This is a genomic window from Legionella tucsonensis (assembly GCF_001468035.1).
Classification (GTDB): Bacteria; Pseudomonadota; Gammaproteobacteria; order Legionellales; family Legionellaceae; genus Legionella; species Legionella tucsonensis.
The window spans coordinates 514,804-527,461 of the sequence record NZ_LNZA01000001.1 but is presented as its reverse complement, the minus strand read 5'-3'; the positions used below and the strand labels follow the sequence as shown (position 1 = coordinate 527,461).

The following is a 12,658-nucleotide window of genomic DNA, read 5'->3' as shown; positions in this document are numbered from 1 at the left end:
TCTCTTAGCTTGACGGCTATGGGCTCCTACCATGCTAAGAAAAATTGAATAACACTAAACCATTATTATCGTGACCGTTACTAATCCTGCAAAACCAATCCACAACGAATTTTTGCTTATGCAAAACGGGATCAAAGAAATCCACATGCAGTGTGGCAGTGTTATCTTCAAAAACACTTAAACGACCAGAGAATGTTAATAATTCTCCTGTGGGTTTCTTTATAAAAATTTTCATGGACGTAGTCACGGTATCGGTTAATTGATCATCAATATCCTCTTTACTATGGAAAAATTGGGTAAAATTAAATCGAGTTGTGGCCCCATTTAATCTTCTTTTTACTTGAGTCGAAAGTTCAGGACCTGTAACCTGACAGTTATCAAAATGAATAATCGCACGAACATCACTACCACTCTCAACAGCACGTACGAGGTCAGAAAAATCAGTGATATTATTCGTCAGTGAATTAGCATGACTTAAGGGAAACATCAAAAAAGTTGCAACTACAATTGATTGCCAAATTCTCATGAATGTCCTCCATAACTCTTTTCCTCATTTGGAGCTTCTCTAACCCGCAATAAATTGTATTGAGCTAATTAATTATCAGGCCCCAGATACCTTAATTGTAGAACGACTTATCATTTTTTCCATTTTTTGTCTATAACTTAAAAAAGCTTTAATGTTGGTTATTTACACAATATTGGGCAAGGGATCTAAGTTGCTTTCGTTTGCGGATTATGATTTGATTTAGTAAAGGAATAACTAATTCGTAAAATGGAATATGTACTCTATGTGCTTCTCTTAGCCTTTCTACTGATTGTAGTAATGCACCAGCTTAAGCTCATATCGTTGAATCGGTTAATCCCTGTTTTGTCAAAACAGAATGCTTTAGAGCATGAAGATTTATTGACTCTTTTTGATAAATTTAATTACAAACATGAAGACGGTGTTTGCCATGGCTTTACATTAACCTGGGCTCAAGAAGCAGCGCTTGGATTAGATTATCAATTTTATAATCGGCTCAATCTGATTAAGCGAGAAAAAAGGACATTACCCGATACGTTACAGGCTATTAGTGAAAAAATAAGAGCAAGTCAAACTCTATCCAGAAAAGAACAAAATCGAAATGAAATCAGACCTTTTCTTGAAGCTATATGCCTTGCTCAATCCCCCGATGATTATCATGAGATTTATGCGCAAGTGATTCAGCAATCTAATATTGATATTATCTACAAGATGATCCAACTTAATCTCTGCAGAAATCAAAACACCGTTAAGAACCTGTTTAGTAAAACAATAAGCTTGGCATCCTCTCAAAACGTAAAGGAATTTTTACAGCAACTGCATATTATCCTCCCCGCTAAAAGTCATGTTGCAGTGGTTTGCAGTAGTGAAGAACATACTGTGGGTTTTAAAAAGCATAAGGACAATACATGGTTATTCATGGATATCAATCACTTATATGAACAAAGTGAAGAATACCCTTATCAACTATTAACCAGCGAGGAGCTCTGTCCCATACTTTATAAATCTCTTTTTGAGTCCAGTAAGAGTTTGGTATTTCACTGCTCTTTCATTGCAAAGTCGGGAAAACGGAATCTAACACAGAAAATTCGGACAATTGATGATTTATATCCTATCAGTTCAGAAAGAATCCAAATCAGTAATTGTCGTGGCTATGGTGCGCTTGCTCTGGCAGTTCAGAATGATGATAGAAGTACAGTATGGAAAATACTACGATTACATAATAGATCACCGGTTATCAGCCAATCCGAATTAGAGCATGCACTTTTTTATGCGGCTGCCTGCAATCGGTCGAGCATTATGAATCAACTAATAAATATTCTAAAAATCGATATCAACAGACCTTGTAATCATGATGACTCTCCTCTGGGAGTGGCTTGCAGGTACGGCAATGAAAGTGTTGTGCAATTATTGCTTCGCGATGCCAATATTAGTGTAAATATGCAAAACTCCAAAGGAATGACTCCCTTAATGCTGGCCTGTAAATCATCTTATACACAAAAAAATCCAGCATTATTTAAGCTGCTTTTAGCAGCCAAAGCCAGTGTAACACTCATTAACGACAATGGTGCAACAGCGCTTGATATCGCAAAGAAACACGATAATCAGGCGGCATTGAATGTTATGGCGTCTTCTAGTTCCAAAACCACCCCTAAATCCACATCTGATTTATCACATGGCCACTCTTCTGAAACAATACCCACATCAGGTACCATTTTAAATCACTCTTTTTTTGATAAACCCGATAAGTCTACGGATAGGCCTGCCCAAGGAACGTTTCAAATTGCTAGAAATTCAAAAATTAAATGAAAGCCAGCTGGCAGTGTAATAGCAGCGAAGTAGTAATATCTGCTGAAAAAAGTTTTCAATTGATACTTAAGCATATTTTGCGTTATAACACAGAATGGATCAATTTAGCAGAGTCTTCATTATTTTTAGGCGACGCAACACACACAACTTATTTTCATTTTTAATGGCGAAAATACAAAATAGGAGAATGATAAGGATATGAATTCCAAAGAAAATAGATTCAAAAATACTGAAAAAAGATGTAAGTCCCAAAATAATTCAACAAGGATTTGAAGTAAAAGAAGTTTGCAAAAGCTCTTTATTTACAAGTTCAAGTCTTCACAAATACAAAAGGAAATAACCCTCATGAATGAGAGTAATAATCAAAAGCAACTGCGCTCAAATGAAGAGCTTATTAATTTCAGAAAAAAACACTTTTTACCTACCGCTGCTTTTTACCATAAAGAACCAATTCAGCTTGTCAAAGCACAAGATGCCTATGTATGGGACTCTGAAGGAAGGCGTTACCTTGATGCCATAGGCGGAATTGTTTGCATCTCAGCAGGACATAATCATCCCAAAATCAAAAAAGCACTTATTGAAGCAATAGAAAATGATGTAATTCAACACACAACCCTTCTTTATTTAAACCAGGCACCCGTTGAAACCGCGGAGTGTTTACTTGAAGAAGCACCCAATGGTATGGACAAAGTATCGTTTACTAACTCGGGTTCAGAGGCCAATGAACTTGCCATAATGGCAGCTCGTCATGCAACTGGAGAAACAATGGTAGTGAATGTGCGTCATTCTTATCATGGAGGAACTTCTGCTGCACTTGCCTCATGCGGCCATTCACTCTGGAGATTCAAAGGACAACCAGTTGCCGGTGTAACCTCTGCGCTTGAACCTTATTGTTACCGTTGTCCGTTTAATCAAAAGCCAGACAGCTGCGATTTATCTTGTGCAAAAAATGTTGAAACAACCATTCAGAATTCAACTCATGGAAAGATTGCTGCATTTATACTGGAACCTGTAATGGGAGTAGGTGGTTTTATTACACCTCCTGATGATTATTTTAGTGAAGTTACCCGTATTGTCCATAATTATGGCGGCAAATACATTAGTGATGAAGTACAAACAGGAGCTGGTCGTGGTGGTGGTGATCTGTTACTTACCAAAACCCTAAATATCGATGCCGATATGGTGACTATGGCTAAAGGATTTGGTAACGGCGCTCCAGTGGGGGCAGTTCTTATGAAAACTGAAGTAGCTGAAACAATGACAGGCAAAACGTATTTTAATACCTTTGCTGGTGACCCCTTACAAATGATTCAATCCAAGCTCACATTGGAAATTATTAAAGAAGAAGGGCTGGTTGAAAATGCACGTATCATGGGCGAACTACTCAAAGACGGATTCCTGCAACTTCAAAAGAAATATCCCCTCATTGGAGATGTTCGCGGTCGCGGTTTGCTTTTAGGGATTGAACTGGTCAAAGATCCAAAAACAAAAACACCCGCGTCTGATGAAACATTTCAATTAATGGATCTGTGTAAGGATAAAGGATTATTAGTTGGAAAAGGAGGTCAGTTTGGTAACGTCTTCCGAATAGCACCACCTTTGACAATTAATCGAGAACAAGTCAATTTCATCCTGGAAACACTCGAACAGTCCTTATCTGAACTGGAACGATTGCATACTCTATAACAAGCAATAACGATGTTGGGTCATTTTGACTCAACATAAAGTTAATTTTTCACGAAGGATTTTCAACCATTCCTGGGGTCTGCATGTACTTCACGTACTAATGCCAACCATGCTTTTGCAGCATCAGAAAGATACGCATTACGGCGCCAGGTCATAGCCATATTCCACTGAAACTCATCTCCTTCAAGTAAAGGAGAACAAACTTGGGGAGTTGAGCGTTCATGAGCGATCATTCGTGGAAAAAATGCAACACCAAGGCCTGCAGCAACAAGTTCGACCATAAAATCAATCTGACTGCTTTGGGCAACTACTTTGGGTTCGAAACCTGCTTGACGCCCCGCATCCAGTATCATTCGATATAAGGCAAAATCACGATTAAATAAGATGAATGGTGTATCTTTAAGCTCTAACAAGGAAATTGAGCGTCGAGTTGCCAAAGGATGACCCGACGCCAAAAGTGCAACAAGAGGTTCACTACGGATTAGTTGACAATTAAACTCTTCAGAACTTGATAATAATGTTCCAGCAAAATCTATTTCACCTGCTCGTAAACATTCCGCAAGCTTAACACTTCCATGTTCAATAAGCTCTACCTCTATACCTGGATAGCGCTGATTATATTGAGCAAAAAGAGGGGCAAATAAAGTGCTGCTCCCCACCGGAGCAATACCCAAACGCAGTTGTCCTTGCTTCAAACCGCGGATTGCATCAAGCTCTTTGAGAAGATCGTCACGATCAGCAAGTAGCTTAATGCCGCGGCGATAGACAATTTCACCCGCGGTAGTCGGTACATTCCGTTTCTTAAATCGCTCAATAAGAGGAACTCCCAGTTCATCTTCAAGCTGCTTTATCGCTTTACTTACTGTTGACTGAGTAGCAAAAAGAGTTTCCGCAGCTTTGGAAAAACTTCCTTGGCGCACAACCTCCACGAAAGCACGGAGTAGTTTAAATTCCATAATTATTCCATTTTAGAATGATTATTAGTCTATAAATTCATTTTATTCATATTGTAAAAAAGTGTAAACTTTATTGAAAAATGAGCAATCATAATGATCAAATATTTTACATCAAAAATTCAGCACAATTCGTTTCTCCAAGTTGGATTAGTATGTCTATTTTGGCTTACTAGTGAACTTATTGTTCACCTCCTAAGGCTTCCATTTTCTGGTGGAATCTTTGGTCTAGGAATGGTTTTGTTGCTTTTAGCAACAAAACGCCTAACACTGAATCTCATAAAAAATGGAGCTGAATTGATCCTTGGAGATATGTTGCTTTTTTTTATTCCAGCCACACTTGCGGTACTCGAGCATCATGAGCTTATCGGTCTCTTAGGCCTTAAAATTCTCTTTGTTATTTTGCTCAGCACACTATGTGTGATGCTTGTTACTGCAATTGTTGTGGATTATTTTTATCGGAGAAATAGTGCTAAGCCCCATTCTCTTTAAACCAGTAGGACAAGCAATTTTCTGGTCTTTCATAACGATAGGTCTGTATTTTATTACCAAAAAATTATATAGAAGGTGGGTATTTTGGTGGTTAATGCCACTTATTTTAACACCAGTAATTGTTGGTGGTCTTATTCTTTTGCTGCATGTAAGTTATCAAGATTATGTTCAGGGAACAAAATGGCTCGTTCAATTAATTGGACCAGTAACTGTCTCTTTCGCAATTCCCATTTATGAAAAACGTGCACTCATTCGCCAGCATTGGCGAGTACTTTTGATTGGTGTAATTGCCGGTAGTTTCACTGCAATCCTATCGAGTTGGTCATTAGCAATACTAGTAGGCCTTGATGAAAAGATACAATTAAGTCTGCTGCCCCGATCGATTAGCACACCCTTTGCTCTTGAAGTATCACACAGTATTGGCGGTCTCCCTGAACTGACGGCCATATTCGTAATTATCACAGGTATATTGGGAGCGATTATGGGAGAATCCATTATAAAACGCTTATCGTTTCTTTCAACCCTAGCTCGGGGTGCGCTTTTAGGTGCTGGAGCACATGCTGCAGGTACTGCACAAGCCCATAAAATAGGTCATGCTGAAGGAGCAATTGCGAGCCTAATCATGATCTTAGCGGGTCTTTTAAATGTGCTGCTTCTCCCTCTAGTGATCCATCTGCTGAAATAAAATGAATTATCAAGGGCGCATTTGCTTGATTTTGAAACTGCTTGATACTCTAAAAATGTGAACTGTGAAAATTTTTTTGACGAACAAGTCATTGATAGCAAAAAAAGTTTAAGTAGTGAGTAAAAATAGATTCCATTAATATGAAAAAAGTTTTAAATTCTATTTTCCTTTCATAATAAGAACTATTTCACTATGCGTTTAAGATTGCTTTTTCTATTATTATTTTTTGCTCATACTGCACTTGCAAGTCCATGGTTCACAGGACCTTTGCTCGCGCCAGCTGGAAAAACAATACCAGCAGGCCATATAAATTTTGAACCTTATGCATTCTATAGCGGCTATCCCAAAGGATTTAGAAATTTTGAAGTCATTCCTGTTTTAAGTGTGGGGATTCTCAGTTTTGTAGATTTACAAACTTCTCTGCCTTATGACTACAGTTGGGACGACAGGCAACATGGAAATGGCATTGGTGATTATAGTTTGGGTTTAGGGGCTCAAGTCCTGCGACAAAAAGAAAATTCATGGCTCCCTGATCTCCGTGTGGTGGTGCAAGAAGTTTTTCCCACGGGACGCTTTGAAAACCTGGATCCTCAAAGATTGGGTACCGATCAAACAGGTTTAGGCGCTTACCAAACCTATCTTGGCTTTAACTTCCAAAAATTGATTCAGCTCCATAATGGACGTTACTTACGAACACGTTTGAGTTTAGTTGGTGCGAAGTTTAGTGATATCACCGTTCATAACATGAGCGTTTTTGGCGGCACCTCCGGAACCAGAGGTAAAGTGAGGCTGGATAATAGTTACTCTGCTGATTTAGCATTTGAGTACACGCTAACGCAAAACTGGGTCCCCGTTTTTGAAGCGCTATTTGTACATAGTCCGGGAAGCCACTTCGATGGTAATCCAGGATTTACTCCAGGCGGAACTGTTGCAGGTATAGGAGGAAGAGCAAATGAACAGGTTTCTCTGGCCCCCGCCCTCGAATATAATTTTAATTCCAATATCGGTCTTATTGGCGGTGTTTGGTTTTCAGTAACCGGACCGCATGCAGCCAAATTCGTGACTGGAGCCCTCGCGCTGAATTGCTATTTTTAGATATCTTGAGCTCGACTGCTCCTTTTGCTTATGCAGCAGGAGCAGCCATTATTTGAGCGTTACTCTCATCTTCCGGTAACTCTTTAACAAGCCACTTATCTTTTAATTCTACTTCTCTATCAGTTTTTGCATCACTGAAAAATAAAGTCTTGCCTAAAGCTAAACGCCCCAGCCCTATACAAATCCCTACAAGAGCGAAGGCACTAATGACCATAGCTACATCAGCAGCGAAACGAAGTCTGTCATTGCGATGACTAAATTCAGTATTTGCAGTTTCAAGTATATCTTTAACTTGCTTTTGCAGTGAGTCGTCTGATAAACGTATATCTAAGGCTTTGCTATAAAATTGATTAACTGATTTATCATAGTCGCTATCATAATTTTCTCTTTTGCTTAGAGCAATTTTTTCGTCTCGGAATTTTTTTAAGGTTAACAAATCTTGAATTGATTCCGAAGTAAACTTTGTGTGTGCTTCTTTTTTTAGGATTGCCTGTTTTTTCTTTAAAATCGCTTGTTTCAGTGTTTCATCTTGAAGCACTGCTGCTATCAATTTGCTTTGCAGATCACTGTCAATAAGGTTATCAAGCACAGGCTCCAGTTCCTTTAGAAGTACATCCACAGATTGAGATGAAGATTCCGGTTCAATGGCCTTGCCATCAATAAGATTTTTATAAATCGCTTTGGCTCTTGTTATTCGTTTATGAACCTTTTTGGCACATTCAGAGGTGAGCTCGCTCTTTATGTTTTTAAAATCCCGAATGATGGTAGAGAACAACTCATCTTCAAATATGTGCTGCTTAGCATTTACACTAGGTGCTCGTTCTAAATGGCCATGTAATACATACAAATTTTCTTCTCTTTGTTTTGCTTCATGTTCATCCTTGAATTGTTCTTGTGATTCAACCGGCAGTTTTTCAAATAATTGATGGAAGACATTAAAATGTGCTCTCCTCTCACCAATTGTTTTTGATGCATTGATTTTCTCAAGATAAAACTGACATACACTCTCCTTGGCCCCAAGCAATTGAGGTGTATAATACTTTCGCTCATTTTCCGTAATCTTCTGATATTCTTGCTCCAATATTTGAAGTGCTGCGTATTTATCTACCTTATTTGCTAAATCTCCCAACTGTAATAAGAATTCTTGCAACAGTTCGAACTCGGTTTGAGCTTCTTTAATCGCTTCCTCAACCCCAAAAATAAAGGGGCATTCTTTCGATAAAAGTTGCATTTCCCCCAGAAGTCTCTCTTTAATGTGCAGCTCAGTACTCTCTTTAAACTGATTCACTGATTCCCAGAAACCGCGAATTTGATCCAATGTAGTAATTTTTTGCCCAACATTTTCTTTGCGCCTTTTGAAATCCTCTATTTCAGTTTCTAGTGCCTCTTTCATACTTTGCCATAATTCTTGATTACTCGTGATACGTTTCACCAAAATGCTCGGTGTTTTTGCATTCAACTCCTCCAGACATAGAGTAACAAGTTGCACACCTTTCATTGTTTTTAATGCTTCATCGCTGATGGGGTAGAAAAATGGACTTTCAAAAACTGCCTTAGGGGCTTCTTCTGAAATGTTGCAGTGATGTTTCGCTACCGCTTCACGTGCTTTTTCAAATCGCTCTACTGCCTCTTTCAATAAAGTTGCTGTACGACTCATATCTTCCCATGAAACTTTAAGTGTTTGCAGGTTTTTTAAAGTTCGAAGCATCGCAATCACATCAGATCCTGCTGTAAGAAGTGTGCTGACTTTGCCCCAATATGATTCAGGTAGTTGCTCCCTACATTGTGTATTAGGTCCTTCATAGGGTCTAAAACGGTGAGTACAAAGATCAGAAGTGTCTAAAGCAAATAAACGCCTCAGAATTGTACTCTCACGGTATTGCGCTATAAAAGCATGGCCATGGGCAAGCTCAGGATTTTCATCGGAGTACTTAACCAGGAGATTCTTGGTTTGCGACGGCTCGCGTTCCCAGAGATTAAGAATTTCCGCTTGCTGTGCTAAAAAATCCACATATTCATTAAATTGCTTCGCCAAATCATTTAAGTTTAATTCCGTGTAATCAATAAGATTGATTTGAGACAATGGTACAAGTATTTCTTGCCATCCTGATAGTACTTGGGGGAAAGAAACTCCTTCCCTTCCTGTTAAAGGGTTTTGCTTAGTAAGTGCTTTAGCTCGCTCTGTTGTTTGTCTCAATTTTTCAATAGAATCCGTATTAATGGAAACAGGAAAGTCACACATCACCCAACTTGATTCTAAATCAACTGGCTCTTTTGAAGCAAATGGGTTTTCTAGCTCCTTAATTTGCATGTCGAGTTGCAGAAGAAAAACTCGTAGTTCATTTTGTTCTTCTGTAGGAGGTTGCTCTTGGAAATATCTTTGAATTTCCAAGAGCTTTTCCAAGATAACTTTACTTTCTTCCTGCAAATCATCATATTGGTTTCTTAGTAAGAGCTCTTCATGTGTTTGATTCAGTTTCGGATCGATTTTAAGTTGTAATTCAAATAACTGTTGAATACGAATTATCGCCTTTCGGTACTCAGGTGGAATATTTCTTATTCCAATTATTTCTGCAATCTGTTCCTTAAAAAACTCATAACTCTCAATTTGGCCTTGTTGTAATTTTTTGATAGTAGCTAATAAATTAGACTGTAATGTGTAGAAGCGCAATTGACTCTCCGAATCCAACTCCTCTTCACTAATAAAAACTTGATAGACGCGTTTTAAATAACTTTGGAAATCAAGTGCAATATAACTTTTGTAGTCTTCTTTAGCTGGCTTTGCCGTAGAAGGCTTGGTTTTTAGCAGTAAATCTAACAGTTGCTCCTTATGCATTTCATCAGACAGTGCCCTCAATTGCTCTAGAAATTCTTTGATTTTCGGCCAATTTGCGTCGGTAACCTTGACTTGCATTGCCCCGTATTTATCCGGCGGAAAAACCCCTTTTTCCAATAAGAGTTTTGCTTGATAAACGGGATCACTAAAATATAAAGATCCTGCAGCAGTATAAATATCAGAAGCACCTGTCAATGAGTGTCCCTGACCAAATTGATCATGATTTTGTTGTACATCATCAGGATATTTTTCTGTCCCCCAAACAAACGCTAAGGGAGAAGCTGCCGGGGCTGATTGTTCCAACCCAAGCATGAGTAAGTTATCTTGGTCATTGCGGTGAAAATAAAAATGACCACTGCAGCCATTGGTTGATATTTTTTTACCATAAAAATTCTTTTGCCCTTCTCCCCCCATGGCGATGTTAATCCCAAAATCCAGGGCTAATTTGATCATTTCGGGCAATTGTCCTATTACCCCCAACAAAAAGCCCTTCCCTTCTACAATTTCTCCCTTTCCGCCGCGATACACATTATGAGTAGCTGAGCGAGCAAAAATTTTATTGTCTCCTCCGGGAACAGGGAAAAACTTTAATAATTCCTTTTTATTCGCTTCCGATAGTTCTTGATAATCAAGAATCACGCGGCTCGCATGAGATATATAATCAACAATGCTTAGAAGATTAGATGGGGCTTGTAATTCAGGAGATTTGGATAGATAAGGATGTACCCCGAAGTCACCGTAGGCCAAACAGGCCAGCAACAACTGGGTCATATTAACTGCATGATCATCTTTTGAATTATATATAAATGTTTTAGTCCATTGTTGGGCAACATTCACTTGATCTTGATCGATAGAGCAAGAAAGGATCTCGAATTTTTTATCACGCATTTTAAAAAATTAAATAAATTAAATTACCAATATGATATCAAATAAAACTTATGATATTGTTAACAAATGGCTGTTTTCCTAAAATCAGCTAGTTATTTATATATCGATTCTGTACTCAATCCGTTCAAAATTATTTGCTATAAGTAAAATTCCTATAAAAATCAAATAATAAAAAATTATGAGATACATGGAAAGAACACTTTAATTATTCTATTCTTAATATGCTTGAGTCACTCAAGCAGTTCATTTAAACATTTTATAAGGATAGTAATAATGGAAGCATGGAATAGTGTAATTTTTGTAAAAAGTAACAAATCGATGTCCGACATGAATGCAATGGCAAAATGGGAAGGCGTGGAAAAAATGTGGTCTACAACCGGTGAATGGGATTGGTGCATTAAGTTAGATCAAAAAATGTCCTCTCCTGAAAAAGCTGAGGCATTTGTTTCTCGCATGCGCGAAGGGCACTGGGCAACAGAAACCAAAACTAATTGGTGGAAAGAGGTTCCTGCAAAATAGTATCGTTAGTTCGGAGCAAAAATGCTCCGAGCTTATCGCATTCCTTGCCGTTCTTAATTTTACGTCAATAGGCTACTTATATTTTTCTTCTTTCTAAACGATGGGCTTCAAACCTTACTTATAAGTTACGCCCAATACTAATATTACTGTTTCAGTTTTATGCTATACATTTATATATGTAGGATATGGGTTTTGAGTACTATTATGTCAACTAATATAGAGAATTTAAAAGCGCTTATTGAAGAGGAGCGTAAAAAACTTGAAGAAGCTCAGCGTCTAGTAAAGCAAGCGATACTCAAAGCTATGGCCTCTCCTCCTAAAATCGAAGACCAAGAAGCCGCTGTAAAAGCCTTTGACACCGCCAACAAACAGGCTCATGACGTCTATCTAAAAATTGATGAATTGAATAAAGCTAAATCTGATGAAGCCTCTAAAAACTATCATGAAACCTGTAAAGTGAATAATGCTAAAGTAGAAAGCGGAGCCATAACTCCTGAAGAGTGCGAAAAGCTAAATGATGAAGCCTATGATGAGTATATGAGAATTAAAGAAGCAAATGATAAGGCTAGTATGGACGCCTATAAAGAATATCAAGAACTTTTTAATGAAAATGGTACGAAATTGAAGACAGTTCAAGAGCATTATCAAAAACATAATCCAAGCCCCCCTCCTGTAACGGCAACGGTCCAATCTGAAAAAGTTAGTGGCTTAGTCGCCGCTTACAAAGAACTTTATAAAGATGATGATGAATGGTATAAAAAACACGAACCAAAAATCGAAGGAAACAGGACAAGTTTAACCTTTAAATCAGATGAGGATGCACTCAATTTTGCTAAAAAATTAGCTGAGAATCAGAACTTTATCATGATTGATAAAGAAACAAATAAAGTTTTAGCTTATTCAAGGGATGGAAAGTTATTCAGAGGAGATAAAGAGTTAACAGAAGGTCCTTTACGACCGAGCAAAGAAGAGATGGAAAAACTTCCTACTTTAGATGAATATCAAAAGAAACAACAAACACCAAATCCTACAGATGATCCTCCATTATCTACCCCGCAATCCACAAAACCAGAACCCCCTGAGATACCAACTGTACAGCAGACAGAAGAATCTCCACAAGAAAAAGAAGACCTCGAAAAACAAAAAGGGATCAACCCTAACTTTTGACAAGA

General features: G+C 38.1%; 10 protein-coding genes. 7 read left to right on the top strand and 3 right to left on the bottom strand.

What is annotated here, in order from left to right; genetic code table 11:
* Positions 1-34: 34 nt before the first annotated feature.
* Positions 35-526 (bottom strand): hypothetical protein, encoded by a 492-nt coding sequence (locus tag Ltuc_RS02305; RefSeq protein WP_058519744.1) that lies wholly within the window; start codon positions 524-526, stop codon positions 35-37.
* 297 nt (positions 527-823) lie between these two features.
* On the opposite strand from Ltuc_RS02305, the gene ankG reads away from it, so the two are divergent.
* Both ankG and Ltuc_RS02295 read left to right on the top strand, forming a co-directional pair.
* On the top strand, positions 824-2,332 hold the full coding sequence (gene ankG, locus Ltuc_RS02300; RefSeq protein ID WP_238584053.1) for a Dot/Icm T4SS effector AnkG/AnkZ/LegA7: 1,509 nt from the start codon (positions 824-826) through the stop codon (positions 2,330-2,332).
* 345 nt (positions 2,333-2,677) lie between these two features.
* On the top strand, positions 2,678-4,018 hold the full coding sequence (locus Ltuc_RS02295; protein ID WP_058519743.1) for an aspartate aminotransferase family protein: 1,341 nt from the start codon (positions 2,678-2,680) through the stop codon (positions 4,016-4,018).
* A 62-nt stretch (positions 4,019-4,080) separates the two neighbouring features.
* On the opposite strand, the gene Ltuc_RS02290 is transcribed toward Ltuc_RS02295, so the two are convergent.
* Positions 4,081-4,974: a LysR family transcriptional regulator gene (locus tag Ltuc_RS02290; RefSeq protein ID WP_058519742.1), complete on the bottom strand. Its 894-nt coding sequence runs from the start codon at positions 4,972-4,974 to the stop codon at positions 4,081-4,083.
* A 93-nt stretch (positions 4,975-5,067) separates the two neighbouring features.
* Between Ltuc_RS02290 and Ltuc_RS02285 the strand changes: the two genes are divergently transcribed.
* From Ltuc_RS02285 to Ltuc_RS02275, 3 genes are all read left to right on the top strand, one after another.
* Entirely contained in the window at positions 5,068-5,463 is a 396-nt protein-coding gene (locus Ltuc_RS02285) for a CidA/LrgA family protein (protein ID WP_058519741.1), read from the top strand.
* The gene (locus Ltuc_RS02280) at positions 5,441-6,148 is read left to right on the top strand and encodes an LrgB family protein (protein ID WP_058519740.1); all 708 of its coding nucleotides are present in this window, start codon (positions 5,441-5,443) and stop codon (positions 6,146-6,148) included. The genes Ltuc_RS02285 and Ltuc_RS02280 overlap by 23 nt, the downstream gene beginning before the upstream one ends.
* A 192-nt stretch (positions 6,149-6,340) precedes the next feature.
* The gene (locus Ltuc_RS02275) at positions 6,341-7,243 is read left to right on the top strand and encodes a hypothetical protein (RefSeq protein ID WP_058519739.1); all 903 of its coding nucleotides are present in this window, start codon (positions 6,341-6,343) and stop codon (positions 7,241-7,243) included.
* Positions 7,244-7,271: 28 nt separating this feature from the next.
* Here Ltuc_RS02275 and Ltuc_RS02270 read toward each other — a convergent pair whose 3' ends face one another.
* Positions 7,272-10,967 carry a LepB GTPase-activating domain-containing protein gene (locus tag Ltuc_RS02270; protein WP_058519738.1) on the bottom strand — a complete coding sequence of 1,232 codons (3,696 nt, stop codon included), beginning with the start codon at positions 10,965-10,967 and terminating at the stop codon, positions 7,272-7,274.
* A gap of 273 nt (positions 10,968-11,240) precedes the next feature.
* On the opposite strand from Ltuc_RS02270, the gene Ltuc_RS02265 reads away from it, so the two are divergent.
* A complete protein-coding gene (locus tag Ltuc_RS02265) occupies positions 11,241-11,486 on the top strand; it encodes a hypothetical protein (protein ID WP_058519737.1) in 246 nt (81 codons plus the stop codon).
* Positions 11,487-11,690: 204 nt separating this feature from the next.
* Positions 11,691-12,653 carry a hypothetical protein gene (locus tag Ltuc_RS02260; RefSeq protein ID WP_058519736.1) on the top strand — a complete coding sequence of 321 codons (963 nt, stop codon included), beginning with the start codon at positions 11,691-11,693 and terminating at the stop codon, positions 12,651-12,653.
* Positions 12,654-12,658: the final 5 nt, after the last annotated feature.

Coding starts and splice junctions, on each gene's coding strand:
- Ltuc_RS02305 (WP_058519744.1), bottom strand. CDS start 526: ATGAGAATTTGGCAATCAATTGTAGTTGCAACTTTTTTGATGTTTCCC.
- Ltuc_RS02260 (WP_058519736.1), top strand. CDS start 11,691: ATGTCAACTAATATAGAGAATTTAAAAGCGCTTATTGAAGAGGAGCGT.
- Ltuc_RS02265 (WP_058519737.1), top strand. CDS start 11,241: ATGGAAGCATGGAATAGTGTAATTTTTGTAAAAAGTAACAAATCGATG.
- Ltuc_RS02290 (WP_058519742.1), bottom strand. CDS start 4,974: ATGGAATTTAAACTACTCCGTGCTTTCGTGGAGGTTGTGCGCCAAGGA.
- Ltuc_RS02285 (WP_058519741.1), top strand. CDS start 5,068: ATGATCAAATATTTTACATCAAAAATTCAGCACAATTCGTTTCTCCAA.
- Ltuc_RS02275 (WP_058519739.1), top strand. CDS start 6,341: ATGCGTTTAAGATTGCTTTTTCTATTATTATTTTTTGCTCATACTGCA.
- Ltuc_RS02295 (WP_058519743.1), top strand. CDS start 2,678: ATGAATGAGAGTAATAATCAAAAGCAACTGCGCTCAAATGAAGAGCTT.
- Ltuc_RS02270 (WP_058519738.1), bottom strand. CDS start 10,967: ATGCGTGATAAAAAATTCGAGATCCTTTCTTGCTCTATCGATCAAGAT.
- ankG (WP_238584053.1), top strand. CDS start 824: ATGCACCAGCTTAAGCTCATATCGTTGAATCGGTTAATCCCTGTTTTG.